This window comes from Tateyamaria sp. LSS28, assembly GCF_059611725.1.
The window spans coordinates 36,089-49,652 of sequence record NZ_JCAPFI010000011.1; the positions used below are offsets into that span (position 1 = coordinate 36,089).

The following is a 13,564-nucleotide window of genomic DNA, read 5'->3' on the forward strand; positions in this document are numbered from 1 at the left end:
TTCTATATTGCCTTGAGCACTTGGTTGGCGGTGAATGCAGACTGATAGATGCGTGAAACGATTGGTGCGGTCGGGACGGTTTGTAGGGCTGTCATTGGCAATGGCAGATCGGCGCGATCCATACCTGTCAACAAACCCGCCATCGTTTCGCCGAACATAGTACCGGTTGTAATCCCGCGCCCGTTGTACCCGATGGGTGTGAACAGATTGACGTCCAATTCGTAGATCCGCGGCAAGTGATCGGGGGTCATGGCGATCTGTCCATGCCATGCTTCGTCAAACTCAAACTGTCCCAAGTTGGGGAAGATGCGGGCAATCTGCTTTTTGGCCCAGCGATGTGACAGGCCTTGGTCCTTGGACCCTATAACCTTGCCCATGGAGCCGACCAGTAAACGATTGAACGCATCACGGCGGATGTTGAACATGATCTGTCCCGTGTCCCAAAGTCCCTGCTTGCCGGGCAAGATGTGATCAGCTTCTGGTCCCAGGGGTTTTGTCGCCAGCTGGAAATAATGGATCATCGTGAAAATGCGGCTCAGGTTGGGCCATAGATCATCCGTATAGGCATTTGTGCCCAGGATGACCGCTTTGGCCGTCACCGTACCTTTGTCAGTTTCCACTTTCCAAAGATTGCCATCCCGTTCCAACTTGGTTGCTCTCACCCCGGTACTGATCGCGGCACCTGCCCCCATCGCGGCACGGGCCAGACCACGGCAATAGCCCATTGGATTGATGGTGCCACAGCGATGGTCAAGCAAACCGCCATGAAAGTGGTTGGTCCCAATCATGTCCGAGACCTGTTCGCGCGAAAGCAGGTCCACCGGTTCACCAAGCCGTTGCCATTCTTCGTGGCGTTCCTTCAGGTCAATGTAGCCACTGGGGCCGTGCGCCGCGTGGATTGTCCCGGTGCGTGTGACCTCGCATCTGATCTGGTGCTTTTCGATCAGTGAAAAAACGTACTCCGGGCCACTGCCGAACTTCTTGATAAAGCGTGGGCCATATAGAGTGCCCAGCTTTTCGCGCACTTTCTGAGGTTGCAGCCACAGGGCGGCGTTGACCAGCCCGCAATTGCGGCCCGACCCTCCATATCCGATCTGCTTGGCTTCCAGAACATGCGCCGACAGGCCCTTTTCGGCGCAATGCAGTGCCGTTGAAAGTCCAGTGAAGCCGCCACCTACGATGGCAACGTCAACCGTAACATCGCCCAGAGTTTCGTTTTCATAATCCGCCTCTGCGGCTGACGTGTCCCAAAGAGAAACGGCGGCATCTTTTGTCATGATAGCGACCTCTTTCAAGGTTCAGACCAGCGGTCACATACGTTACCCTCAAGGTTGCAACACGCAAGATTACGTGTCAATATATGAAATATATATTCTAAATAACGGCACACTTAGATGAGCAAACTCAAGACAACAGCAGCAGACATGGTCAAGGCGGCCCGCGACCGGATCGAAGAGATTGAAACGGCGGATCTGATCGGTATGGTGGATGACCCGGACGTTGTCATCGTGGACATTCGTGACATTCGCGAGCGGCAGCGCACAGGCGCAATCCCCGGATCGGTTCACGCACCGCGTGGCATGATCGAATTCTGGGTCGACCCCGACAGCCCTTACTACAAGGATGTGTTTGGCCAGGAGGACAAGAAGTATGTCTTCCACTGTGCGTCAGGATGGAGGTCCGCTTTGACCGTTGCCACGTTGCAGGACATGGGTTTTCAGGCGGCGCATTTGAAAGAAGGTTTCTCGACCTGGGCGGAAAAGGGTGGTCCGGTTGAGATGATAGAAAAGAAGTAGCCTAGGTTTTGGCGACCTTGCCAGAAACGCTGGCTGCGGCGTGTGCCACCAATGATCCCAGCCAATCGATTCCTTTGTCCGGCATGTTTATGTTGGGCAAGGAAATGCCCAAGGCTGCAATCGCTTGGCCATTCGGGAGGCTGATTGCGGCACCCACACTCAGAATCCTATCCCGGAACTCGCCCTTGTCATAGGCATAGCCTTGGCGGCGTGTTTCATCGACGTCAGCGTCAAGGTCAGTCAGGTTGGTGATTGTCAGGTCTGTGTGCCGGGTCAGTCGTCCGCTAACCTGAGCCCGCAATGCGTCATAGTTCTGTGCAAGAATGGCTTTGCCCGTGCCCACGCAATGTATGGGCGCTGATCCACCTACGGGATTCCACGACCTGATCGGTTTTGAGCTCTCGCGCTTGTCGATATAGATCACTGAAAGATCTTCAGGCACTGCCAGATAGATAGCTTCGCCCGTTTCGCTCGAAAGGTATTTCATTTCGGGTGCAGCGAGTTCGCGCAGGTTGAGATTATCCAGAAGGATTCGGCCCACCTGCCATGTTTTCAGTGTGGCTGCATAAGTTTTGTCCGGGCTTTGGCGGACGTATCCGAGCACGGTCAGGGATTGCAGCAACCGGAACGTATTGGACTTGGTCAAGTCCAACGCTTTGGAAAGCTCGGTCACACCCATGCTCGAGGGTGAGGACGCCAACGTTTCAAGAATGGACAGGCCCTTTGACAGGGTCGAGTCGACCTTGGGTTCCTTCGTCTCAGTGATTGTGTCGTCCTCCGCTCTGGTCGCTATGAACCGCGCCCCGGCTCACTGTATAGAGTGGGCGCGTCATGTACAGTGATGTCCGGTAGGTCACCTTCAAAACGATGCAACGAAACTCTGGCCGAATGCGACGCCGGTGACTGCGACAGATTCGACGTCCGCAAATCGTGCGTCAGGACATTCGGGTTCCCATGCCGATCGCGGGACTGAGGGGCGCTAAAGTCCGGATCCCACCACGCGCCTGTCCAAAGGAAGATAGACCCTTCCAGGATTTCGTCAGTGACCCGGGCGCCGGCCATACAACGGCCACGCGCGTTGAATATTTCTACGATATCCCCGTCCGACACCCCTCGTCGGGTGGCGTCCTTTGGATGGATCAAAACTGGTTCACGCCCCTTGATCTTGTGGCTGAGGCTATAGTCTCCGTTGTCCAGCTGGCTGTGCAGCCGCGTTTTGGGTTGGCCGGACAATAGATACAGGTCACCTTGACCCGTCTCCAAATCGCGAGGCGGGAAGAAACTGGCGTGACCTTTGCAATCCGGTAGGTCAAAGGACGCCAGTGTTTCAGAATAGATTTCGATCCGTCCGCTTGGAGTTGGCAGCGGATTGGCAACAGGGTCTGATCTAAATTCGGCCAGAAAGACCTGATTTGGCGATGGATCTGGGATCTTAATAACGTCGCCAGCTTGGAAAGCGTCCCAATCGGGTAGATCAACGCCATGGTTTGCACCGGTCTCTTGCGTCTGGTTCCAAATGTGTTTCATCCAGTCGAGGCTGCTGCGCTGTTCGCTGAAGGCATTCTTTGTGCCCAACCTGGCCGCAAGATCACAATAGATGTCATATTCAACGCGCGCTTCACCTGGAGCATCTGCAAGTTTATGCATTGGGACAAGCGCGTTGTCTGATTTCCCGGCTCCGAAATCCTCCCGTTCCTGCGCAGCCGCAACAGGCAGAACGATGTCCGCGTGTCGCGCCATCGTTGTCCAGTTCAAATCATTGACGATCACAGTTTCCGGGCGCTGAAACGCGTCGTGGAGGCGGCCCAAGTCCTGATGATGGTGAAACGGATTGCCGCCCGCCCACCAAACAAGGCGCGCATCAGGGAAGGTACGGGTTTCACCACGATATGGATAAGTGCCACGAGGGTTCAGCAGCATCTCGGCAATCATTGCAACGGGGATGTAGTTACCGACCGGGTTCTTGCCTTGCGGCAGGCTTCCCCATCGAAACAACCTCTCCATATTGCCGACGTTGCCGTTCACCCCGTAACCGATCACATAGCCACCACCGGGCAATCCGATTTGTCCCAGCATTGCGGCCAACGTAACCGCCATCCAAAGCGGTTGTTCCCCATAGTCCGCGCGCTGCACTCCGGCGGCAACGGAAATCATGCAGCGGCTTTTGGCCATACGGCGGGCGAGTGTTCGGATACCATTGGCGCTGCATCCCGTATAACCCGCCGCCCATTCGGGTGTTTTGGGTATGCCGTCGGCCTTGCCTGACAGGTATGCTTCGAAGTGATCGAAACCTACGCAGTAGCGTTCGAGGAAGGCATGGTCCAAAAGATCTTCGGACCACAGAACGAATGCCAGTCCAAGCATCAAGGCCGTATCTGATCCGGGATGCACCGGCATCCATTCCGCCTTCAGGACCGGGTCGGTATCCGAACGCAAAGGGCTGATGTTCACGAACTCAACGCCGTTTTGAGCACATTTGCGTATGTTGTCTTGCATTCGATGTGTCGCAATTCCGCCGTCGCTCACTTGCGTGTTGCGCTTTGCCATACCGCCAAACATGACCACCAGATCACTGTGATCCGCAATGACAGTCCATCGCGTTGCCTGCGCCACATGCTGGCGAAACGGACCGACAATGTAAGGCATCATGACGAGCGCAGCATTGTAGCTGTAGTTGCCTTCCGAGAACGAAAAGCCGCCGACCGTGTTTAGAAACCGTTTCAGTTGACTTTGCGCATGGTGGAAGCGGCCGGCGCTTGACCAGCCATATGATCCGGCAAAGATGCTTTCGTTACCATGGTCGCGGCGCACACGCTGAACCTCGTCGGCAATCAGGTCCAGTGCGTGACCCCATGACACTTCGACGAACGCATCTCTGCCGCGTGGCTTCGCCGTTCGGTTCCCCTCCAGCCAGCTTTTGCGGATGGCTGGCCGTAGAATGCGTGCACGACCGTTCAAACTGCTCGCAATATTGTCATTGATGGGAGAGGGGTCCGGATCGTCCAGGTGGCCGGTCACTTTTACAATACGTCCGTTGACGATCTGGGCGCGCCCAACACCCCAATGATTTGCCGTGAGCCTTGATGTCGTCACCCGGTATGCCTCGATGTAATTGTGCTGCTATGTTGAACAGTCATGCTTTATATTGACACAATATTGCAGCCCTGTCAGGGTGAATTCAATATGGGATCACTCAATACCCAATTCATCAAGCCGCACGACTATTTCTAACCATTTTGTTCAATACGGGCGGCTCGCAAAGGCGGGTGGATTGAAATCACAAACGGACCCGCACCATGCCTAACAACAAGATCGACCATTTCGCCATAGGAGCAGATACGCTCGAACAGGGCATTTCAGCACTAAAGACTACGCTTGGTGTTGATGTGCCGCGCGGCGGCAAGCATGACGCGATGAGCACCCACAACTGTGTCATGCAATCTGGCAACGAAAGCTTTTTTGAGTTGATCGCCATTGATCCAGATGCGCCCGCCGATCCCGGCCGGGCGCGTTGGTTCACACTGGACGATCCAAAAACTCAGGCGCGGTTGCTGGAACGGCCTCGCGCGCTGTGCTGGGTGGTTGGCACAGATGATCTGGATGCTGTCATAGCCGCGTCACCGATCGAGTTGGGGGAGGTCGTGCTGTTTACCCGCGGTGACCGGTCGTGGCGTTTGACGGTGCCAAAGGATGGTAGCCTGCCGATGCAGGGCCTTTTGCCAGCTTTTATCGAATGGTCCCCGGGCCCGCACCCCTCAACTGGTCAACAGGATTTGGGTGTGACCCTGGAGGCTGTGCACCTGAACCACCCTGATCCTGCAACGCTGTCTGAAACGCTGGTTGCGCTTGGCGTTGATCATCTTGCGCAGGTGCATGAAGGGGATATGGCCATGTCGTTTGAACTGAACACGCCGAATGGCTCCGTCACCTTGGACTGACACCAGAGATATCTAAGAACCACGCCTAAAAAGTCATCGGCAAAGGCGTGGTGACCAATCCAGAAAGCAAAAAAGAGCTGCCGCTTGGGCGGCTTTTTAAGTTGCAGAGAGGTTGTTTTAACGCTCTGAAATCGCCATCCGACCCTTCAGATACTCGCCGTATTGACCGAGGGAAAAGATGAAAATCCAGTAGATAGCAGCCACAAAAACGTAGACTTCCAAATAGTATGGTGCCCATTCACCCGTACCGAACGCAGCCTTGGCCGACGCCATCACATCAAAGAAGCCGATGATGATAACGATTGCCGTTTCCTTGAAGGTGATCACTACCATGTTGATGGTCGAGGGGAGGGCATGGCGGAACACTTGCGGCAGTACGATCCGCCCCAGAATCTGCCAATAGGTCAATCCGAGCGCCTTGCCTGCTTCGAACTGGCCTTTCGGGATGGCCTGAAAACCGCCACGGAATACTTCAGCTTGATAGCACGCAAAGAACAACGCGAAGGCGATGATTACGCGCCAGATTTTGTCCCCCTCCAACCAGCTTGGCAGGATGATTGGCAGCACAACGGCGGCGGTGAATAGCGTGGTCAAAAGTGGCAGAGATCGAACGAAATCGATCAGCACCACGGCGAAACCACGGACAAATGGCATTTCCGAACGCCGCATCAGCGCGAGGCCCAGGCCCATGGGCATACCCAACAGAACGACTGACGAGAACAAAAACAGTGTGAGTGACAAGCCACCCCATCCATCAGTTGTGACCTGTTGCAGACCCAGCAGGCTGCCTTCCATCAGAAGGTAGTAGGTGGCAAAGCCAGCCATCCAAAGTGTCGCCAACCGCTTGGTGCTCCACATGATGGGAAAGCAGGACGAGACGACCGTCGCGATGATGGCGGCACATGCCAAGGTCGATCGCCAGTGTTGGTCAAACGGATAGAGGCCGAACAGGATCAGCCTGTGGCGGGCATCAATGACGGCCCAGCACGCCCCTGCCCCGGTGCCTTTTCCGCATTGGCTGACATTCTCTTCAAACCAGACCGCGCGGATGACGGCCCAGTCAAACAGGGTCCAGGCCAGCCAAGCCAGAAGACCAAAGACGACAATCGACAAAGCTGCATCGCTGGGCGACGAAAACGCTCGTTTCCGCAATGCCTGTAGCGCTGACTGTGTCCGGTTTGGTGGAGAAATCGAAAGATCCGCCATGTCAGTGCGCCTTCAGCTTCATACGGGCATTGAGCCAGTTGGTGAAAACAGCCAGCCCGCCATTCACCAACAGGAATGCCCCCATGAGAATTGCGATTAATTCCAGGGTCTGCCCGGATTGAGTGATGGAGATCGATACAATGTAGAATAGGTCGCTGAACCCGATCGCGACCCCGATCGTTGTCGCCTTCATCATAAAGATCCACTGGTTGCCAAGCGGCGGGATGATGGAGCGAAGAGCCATAGGCATCTTGATGCGCGACCAGATTGCCGCTTTGGTCAACCCAAGAGCCTGGCCTGCCTCAGTCAATCCTTTTGGCACCTGTGCCAAACCACCCCTGACCACCTCGGCAATATAGGCGCTGCCGTAGAGAGTGATCGCGATAATCATCCCGAACAGCTCAATGGGAATGGTTATCCCACCCCGAAACCGCAGGCCCTTAAGTTCCGGGACAGAGAACATTCCTGCGCCTTCGGGTCGAAAGGCAGCGGTAACGGCGAGGCACAGAACGATGGATCCACCGATCCAGACCGCCAGACCACGAAAGAATGGCAGCTTGGTCCAGATCAACAGTACGCCCATCGCCAGCGAAGCTAGTAAAAGTGCCACTGCGATGCCGGGAGAGACGCTCAGGCCCGGCAGCATCATGCCGCGGTTTGACATAAAAACAGTGTCTGCCAATGACATTGCCTGCCGCGGTCCCGGCAAGTTGATCAGAACAGCATAAAGAAACACAAGCTGCAGTATCAGTGGTATGTTTCGAAAGATCTGAACATATACCGTCGCAGCAGTCTTGACGGCGAGGTTGGATGCGTCCCGCGCAGTTCCAATCAAGAACCCCAAGAAGGTGGTCAAAACTATTGCGATAAACCCGACAAAGAGCGTGTTCAGGAAGCCCACGAACAACGTCCGTGCATATGGGTCCCTTATGTCCTTCTGGACCAGTGAAAAACTGTAGTCCCACCCCGTGCTGCGCTCCAGAAAGCCAAATCCGCTGGTCAGGCCCTGCGCTGCCAAGTTCGTTCTGGCGGTCGTGAATGCCCCATAGACTACAAGCAGGGAAACACCAATCAAGACCGCTTGTATGGTGATTTTGCGCCGTTTTACCTTGCGGCGTAACTCTTCTGCTTTGGACATGGCAGTTTCCCTACTCAAGAGTCAGAAAGGGCCAGCTTTGAAGCCGGCCCTTCCAGCATCTGATCAGTCGAGGATCGGCGCGTAGAGCACGCCGCCATGACTCCAAAGGTTGTTCAGCCCACGATCCAGCTTGTAAGGACTGTTCGCGCCCAGATTGCGATCGTAGACTTCGCCGAAGTTGCCTACGGCCGCGATCATCTCGCGCGCCCATGTGTCGCGCAGACCTAGGCGTTCACCCATGCCGGGCTCGACACCCAGCAGGCGGGCAACTTTCGGGTTCGGTGGGTTGGCGGCCATTTCTTCGACATTGGCCATGGTTACGCCTTCTTCCTCGGCGATCAGCATTGCTGCGAGCATCCAGTTGACCACATCAACGAATTCTTCATCGCCCTGACGCATGGCTGCGGAAATTGGCTCCGACGACAACTGGTCGCTCAGGATCACGTGTGCATCGGGGTTGTCGATCTCGGTCGCCCGCAGAACAGCGAGGTTGGGACCCCACCCAGCAAAGGCATCGCAACGGTTGGCCACATATGCCGCACGCAGCTCTGCAGCGCTTTCGTATGACACCATGGTGTGTTCGACACCGATTGTGGACAGGTAGTTCGCTGAAATCCGTTCGATGGTGGTCCCGGCCTCGACGCAGATTGTGCCGCCTTCAAGGTCCTTGGCTTCGGTGATGCCCAGATCACCGTGTGCCATGAATTGGGTACCGCCGAAGAAGTATGGCAGGCTGAACTGAAGGCCAAGTTCCGTATCGCGGCCCATGGTCCAACCGGTTGCCTTGATGATGACGTCAACGTCACCGGATTGCAGCGCTGGGAAGCGTTGTGCCCAGGACAGCGGTACGATCTGGTTCGCGTTGGGGTCGCCCAAAATGGCCGTTGTCAGCGCGCGACACAGGTCAATGTCCAGACCTTTCCATTCGTTCTTATCGTTCACCTCGACGAAACCAAAGTAGCTGCCGTTGTGACCGGAGCATAGCAGTGTGCCACGTTCCTTTATTTGTTTGACGGTTGCGCTCTCGGCCATCGCGGTGACCGGGAGCAGTGCAAGCGCGGCCGCCACCACGCTGGTAAGAGACATTTCCCTGAGCATCTTATTTCCCTATTGTTCTGTATAATGGCATATTTGTGCTGTTATGTAGCATGAAGTCGAAACTCAGTATGAGTCAAGCTTAAATCTTGATTGCAGTGCATCCCGAGGGTCAGCGGGGAGAAAGGTGCAACTGTTGTCGGCACGGGACAGAGGCAGCGGATCACTTTGGAAGTGGTATGATTGGAGAGCGTTTTGTGAGCGGCGTACCGGCAGTGCTGTCGCCGCCGCCGACAAGCAAGGTCAGTTTGCCTTGATGCTTTCACTCAAGAAATCGTTAACGCGCTGTGCGTTCACCGGCTTGGGCAGCAGTTTGATGTTCAAACGTTTGCAATGCGAGCGCAGTTCCGTCGTGCGATCCGCAGATATGATCGATGCCGGGACACGGCCGTATTTGTGCAGTAGATGCTCGTAAAGCGAGATGCCGGTCATGCCGTCACCCAATTGATAGTCCAGGAGAAACACGTCAGGCACAAGATCGATTTCCGATATTGTCGAAAGCGCTTCTTCTCCGGTTTCGGCCAAGATCACCTCGCCGCCGCAGCTTTCGATCAAATGGCTGATGGCCTGTGCGACACCCCGATTGTTCTCGACCAGCATCACCAACAATCCGTTCAGATCGCGGAGTGTGTGCGAGGGCGTCGTGTCATGAGGGCTTTGCAACCGTGCCGTGGGTGCAGAAATTGGCACCACTATGGAAAAGCAACTGCCTGTTCCCGGTTGTGACCAGAGTTCCAATGGATGGCCAAGGCCTTTGCAAGCCCGTTCGACAATCGCCAAGCCCAATCCAAGCCCTGAATTCGCTGCGCCGGATCCCAGCTGCTTGAACTCCTGAAAAATCGTTTGTTGATCCTGTTCGGCAATGCCGCATCCAGTGTCCCAAACTTCGATGCGCGCAAAGTCTCCGACCCGTCTGACGCCCGCTAGAACGCGCCCTGTTTCGGTGTAGCGGATCGCATTCGACAACAGGTTCTGAACGACTCGTCGCAAATACCCCGGATCGCTGACAACGGTCAGGCCACTATGGATCAGGTTGAATGCAAGACCTTTGGCGCGTGCGCTTGGAGCCAGTTCGTCCCTCAGAGGGTCGAAGATTTCTGTCAACGAGATGGGCTGGACATCAAACACAGCCTTGCCCGCATCCAGTTTTGAGATTGCTGACAAGGCTTCGATAATCTGCTCAACGCCCTGAAGTGCCGTTTCGGTCTTGGCAACGATCTGTTGGACATCCGCGTTGTCGATCTGATCGGCAATCGACGACACAAAAAGCTTTGCCGCGGACAAAGGCTGCAGCAGGTCATGGCTGGCGGCTGCTACAAAGCGGGACTTTGACGCATTTGCACGTTCTGCTTCGGCCAAGGCATCCTCGAGCTCTGCTGTGCGTTCCTCAACCCACATCTCCAGTTTCTCGTTGACGTTGGCCAGAGCGCGGGTCGCAGCACGCTCCGAGGTGACGTCGGTCAGACTGATCACAAAACCCTTGTCCGGCATTTCCTGAGCAAAGATGCTGTAAATCTGGTCACCTTTGCGGGTCACCTCGAACGCGATCGGTTCACGTGAGCGGGTGCGGTTGGCCCAATCGATCAGTCGCTGCGCGGTAAAACGTGATCCGAAAGTCAACTCCTCCCGAAACTGGTCCATAAGGTCGTCGAATTTCAGTTTGTCGCGCGTGCGGGCTGGCGCAACGTCCAACAGCCTGTCCATACGCTTGTTCCATCCGACCAGCGTTTTGTCGTGGTCAAAGATGCAGACACCCTGGTTCAGGTGATCAAGTGTTGCTTGCAACCTGCGCGCTTGCTGATGGCGCATCTTGTCCCGTTCGTGACGTTCCATCCGAATGATGTCGGTCACGTCAGTCTGCAGGATAACCGTCCCGTTGCGGGAGGTGCGGTGTTCCGAGGCTTGCAGCCAGCGATCCCAGATCAGACTGACGTTGAACACCACATGCTCTTCGCGGTGCCGCTCGATACGCAGTTGCGCCCAGTCTGCGGCAGTCTGCCCATCTGGCAGTGCCAGAAAGCGGCTGTTTGAAATGGAAGTGACATATTCCTGAAACGTCAGCCCTTCCTTTAGAACGGGCTCAACATCCTGCAGATCGCGACAAAAGCGGCTGTTGAACAGGACCAACCTGTCCTGTTCGTCAAACAGCGCGAAGCCTTCGTTGATTGTCTCGATCGCTTCGGCCAAATTCGACCGGGCGGTCTCAGTCTCAATATTTGCCTGTTCAAGCCGTGCGTTGGAATCCTGCAGGAGGTCCAATGTGCGTTCAAGGTCACGGGTGCGTTCCCGCACCTCGGACTCCAGAAGAGCCGCACGTTCGAATTGCTGATAGGCAAAGCCGGATTGTTCCGTCTTTTGTTCGACCCGCCGCATCAGCGCCTGAGATATCTGGAGAAGCTTTTCGTTCTGCCGCTCAAGCGAGTCCCGCGGATCGATCAGAGACATTATGCGCGTCCCTTGTCTCGCGGGTCTGGATGGTAGAAAGCTACACCACTCATCGTGTGGTTCACGTGCAAGGGTCCGATCTGTTCACCATAGGTCGAAAAGCCAGTGACCCGATGCTCGCCCAAAACGTCCGAAATTTGCCGCGTCTGTTGCGATTGCTCTGCTTCGATCCGGCGCAGAATGCAATCGCAGCCAATGATGTTTGTCGGTTTCCGTGGATGGCTTAGATCGGACAGTTTCTTTTGCAAATGCGCTGACAGGTTTTCTTGCGAAGCCACTGTCAGGACCATCCCTTCGTCAATAGCAGAAAAGAATACCAATTCGCCATGTTCGTTCACCTGCTGGATCGCACGCACGTGGTGCGTGTCGCCAATCCTGACGACAACAGGATGTGATGCGAAGGTGAAACGATCCAGCTGGTTTGGGTCCTTGCCCACAAGCCGGGCATATTCGCGTGCGGCAGGTTCTGCATTGATCTCTTTTACAATGCGGCGTGCGGGATCGGCGCCTGTCACGACCATTTGCGTTTCGCCAGGCACCAGATGATTCAGGCTGAACACGCGGGTCTGAAACTTGCTGCGGGCCAGGGTGAGGATCGCAGCGTTGCTGGCCACTTTGCCATTCAGCGCCACAAAGGTCTGAACAAAGCTGGTCCCATCGCCCGCCGATCCACCAAAAATGGGAAAGTCACGCAACGCCGGCGCAATCGTGGCCGCTAACGTATCCTCGCTGAGCGACAACCCATCCACGACAAGGAAGGCAAAACTGTCGTCGAGATCAGGCGTTTTGTCTCTCAGCGCGATCCGTTCAAGCGTGATTTCATCGATAGTTGCTTGTGTATCGAGAGCATTGATATCTTCGATCATGATCGATTTTGTCACGAACCCGTCTGACGGAAATCCGATGGCAACGACAAGACCTTCCTCATAGCCGGTTGCACCAATCTCGCCCGCAGTTGTGCAGGCCAAGACGTCGGTGTTAGGAAACAGCGCGGCGGCCTCGGCCACAACACCCTGGAAGTCGACCAGGGGCGTTACAAACAAGGCCACAAGCGCAAGCGGCCCGTCACCCAACTTGCGTTTCAGGTGTTTTACCGGCGATGTCGTCGAAGCGCGCACTTCACCTGTACGAAGTATATCGTACTGGTCTGCCACGGCACGTCCTTCAAGCCTGTCGGCCTTGGACTGCAATGTCATTTGATTATCTCCCTGACGCGAAGGATAGGGGCGTCAGTCCGATGTTGGCAAGACTTTTGAATACTTCGCTTCCTGCGCAACAAGGACGGCCTGGGTCCGGCTTTGAACGCCAAGCTTGCGCATGATCGCAGTGACATGCGCCTTGACCGTTGTCTCGGCAATCGACAGGTCAAAGGCAATCTGCTTGTTCAACTTGCCTTCACAGATCAGGTCGAGGATGCGCGCCTGTTGGTTTGTCAAAGACGAGAGGCGGCTCAGATGATCCTCTCTGTTTTCTGCCCCATTTCCTTCGACATAGCCCGCCGGTTTGTAAACATCACCGGCTGCAATGGTTTGTATGGCCTCAAGAAAGACGGACCGATGCGAATGCTTGGGCACAAATCCCTGTGCGCCTGCGACGATTGAATTGGCTATGATCGAATTGTCGGTCATCGACGACACGATGATGACTGGTGTGCTCTCGGCCGTGCGTTTCAGCCGCATCAACCCGTCCAGCCCATCAACGTCAGGCAGGTTCAGATCCAGCAAAATAAGTGATGGTGGCGCGTCATCCGCCAATCTGTTGAGTGCACTTTCGAGACTATCAGCCGTCACAACCCTGTCGAAATTCGCGACAGATCGCAGTGTCAGCTCAAGCGCGTCACAGAACAGCGGGTGATCATCGATGACCAGCGCCCAGCCTTGTGGCACCTTGGCTTCGGATGGGTTGGATAGGGGCGTGGTTTGAAATGACATGATGCCAGCTTAGAC

General features: G+C 55.5%; 11 protein-coding genes. 2 read left to right on the forward strand and 9 right to left on the reverse strand.

Annotated features, from left to right (window positions below; translation table 11 throughout):
- Positions 1 to 2 precede the first annotated feature (2 nt).
- Positions 3 to 1,277 (reverse strand): NAD(P)/FAD-dependent oxidoreductase, encoded by a 1,275-nt coding sequence (locus AC53L6_RS22995; protein WP_496909530.1) that lies wholly within the window; start codon positions 1,275 to 1,277, stop codon positions 3 to 5.
- A gap of 117 nt (positions 1,278 to 1,394) precedes the next feature.
- Here AC53L6_RS22995 and AC53L6_RS23000 point away from each other — a divergent pair, with 117 nt between their 5' ends.
- Positions 1,395 to 1,796 carry a rhodanese-like domain-containing protein gene (locus tag AC53L6_RS23000; RefSeq protein WP_299210030.1) on the forward strand — a complete coding sequence of 134 codons (402 nt, stop codon included), beginning with the start codon at positions 1,395 to 1,397 and terminating at the stop codon, positions 1,794 to 1,796.
- A gap of 1 nt (position 1,797) precedes the next feature.
- Here AC53L6_RS23000 and AC53L6_RS23005 read toward each other — a convergent pair whose 3' ends face one another.
- Complete coding sequence (locus AC53L6_RS23005; protein ID WP_367181145.1) at positions 1,798 to 2,589, reverse strand: IclR family transcriptional regulator; 792 nt, start codon at positions 2,587 to 2,589, stop codon at positions 1,798 to 1,800.
- Entirely contained in the window at positions 2,586 to 4,889 is a 2,304-nt protein-coding gene (locus tag AC53L6_RS23010) for a molybdopterin-dependent oxidoreductase (protein WP_496909531.1), read from the reverse strand. The genes AC53L6_RS23005 and AC53L6_RS23010 overlap by 4 nt, the downstream gene beginning before the upstream one ends.
- Positions 4,890 to 5,092: 203 nt before the next feature.
- Here AC53L6_RS23010 and AC53L6_RS23015 point away from each other — a divergent pair, with 203 nt between their 5' ends.
- Positions 5,093 to 5,734 (forward strand): VOC family protein, encoded by a 642-nt coding sequence (locus AC53L6_RS23015; protein WP_496909532.1) that lies wholly within the window; start codon positions 5,093 to 5,095, stop codon positions 5,732 to 5,734.
- Between the two features lie 117 nt (positions 5,735 to 5,851).
- On the opposite strand, the gene AC53L6_RS23020 is transcribed toward AC53L6_RS23015, so the two are convergent.
- From AC53L6_RS23020 to AC53L6_RS23045, 6 genes are all read right to left on the reverse strand, one after another.
- The gene (locus tag AC53L6_RS23020) at positions 5,852 to 6,940 is read right to left on the reverse strand and encodes an amino acid ABC transporter permease (protein ID WP_496909533.1); all 1,089 of its coding nucleotides are present in this window, start codon (positions 6,938 to 6,940) and stop codon (positions 5,852 to 5,854) included.
- 1 nt (position 6,941) lies between these two features.
- Positions 6,942 to 8,078 (reverse strand): ABC transporter permease subunit, encoded by a 1,137-nt coding sequence (locus AC53L6_RS23025; RefSeq protein WP_496909534.1) that lies wholly within the window; start codon positions 8,076 to 8,078, stop codon positions 6,942 to 6,944.
- Between the two features lie 63 nt (positions 8,079 to 8,141).
- Positions 8,142 to 9,164 carry an amino acid ABC transporter substrate-binding protein gene (locus tag AC53L6_RS23030; protein WP_299606505.1) on the reverse strand — a complete coding sequence of 341 codons (1,023 nt, stop codon included), beginning with the start codon at positions 9,162 to 9,164 and terminating at the stop codon, positions 8,142 to 8,144.
- A 252-nt stretch (positions 9,165 to 9,416) separates the two neighbouring features.
- A complete protein-coding gene (locus tag AC53L6_RS23035; protein ID WP_496909535.1) occupies positions 9,417 to 11,618 on the reverse strand; it encodes a hybrid sensor histidine kinase/response regulator in 2,202 nt (733 codons plus the stop codon).
- Complete coding sequence (locus AC53L6_RS23040; RefSeq protein WP_496909536.1) at positions 11,618 to 12,814, reverse strand: FIST N-terminal domain-containing protein; 1,197 nt, start codon at positions 12,812 to 12,814, stop codon at positions 11,618 to 11,620. The genes AC53L6_RS23035 and AC53L6_RS23040 overlap by 1 nt, the downstream gene beginning before the upstream one ends.
- A gap of 33 nt (positions 12,815 to 12,847) precedes the next feature.
- Entirely contained in the window at positions 12,848 to 13,549 is a 702-nt protein-coding gene (locus tag AC53L6_RS23045; protein ID WP_299210045.1) for a response regulator, read from the reverse strand.
- Between the last annotated feature and the right edge of the window lie 15 nt (positions 13,550 to 13,564).

Coding starts and splice junctions, on each gene's coding strand:
- AC53L6_RS22995 (WP_496909530.1), bottom strand. CDS start 1,277: ATGACAAAAGATGCCGCCGTTTCTCTTTGGGACACGTCAGCCGCAGAG.
- AC53L6_RS23000 (WP_299210030.1), top strand. CDS start 1,395: ATGAGCAAACTCAAGACAACAGCAGCAGACATGGTCAAGGCGGCCCGC.
- AC53L6_RS23015 (WP_496909532.1), top strand. CDS start 5,093: ATGCCTAACAACAAGATCGACCATTTCGCCATAGGAGCAGATACGCTC.
- AC53L6_RS23020 (WP_496909533.1), bottom strand. CDS start 6,940: ATGGCGGATCTTTCGATTTCTCCACCAAACCGGACACAGTCAGCGCTA.
- AC53L6_RS23025 (WP_496909534.1), bottom strand. CDS start 8,078: ATGTCCAAAGCAGAAGAGTTACGCCGCAAGGTAAAACGGCGCAAAATC.
- AC53L6_RS23030 (WP_299606505.1), bottom strand. CDS start 9,164: ATGTCTCTTACCAGCGTGGTGGCGGCCGCGCTTGCACTGCTCCCGGTC.
- AC53L6_RS23035 (WP_496909535.1), bottom strand. CDS start 11,618: ATGTCTCTGATCGATCCGCGGGACTCGCTTGAGCGGCAGAACGAAAAG.
- AC53L6_RS23040 (WP_496909536.1), bottom strand. CDS start 12,814: ATGACATTGCAGTCCAAGGCCGACAGGCTTGAAGGACGTGCCGTGGCA.
- AC53L6_RS23045 (WP_299210045.1), bottom strand. CDS start 13,549: ATGTCATTTCAAACCACGCCCCTATCCAACCCATCCGAAGCCAAGGTG.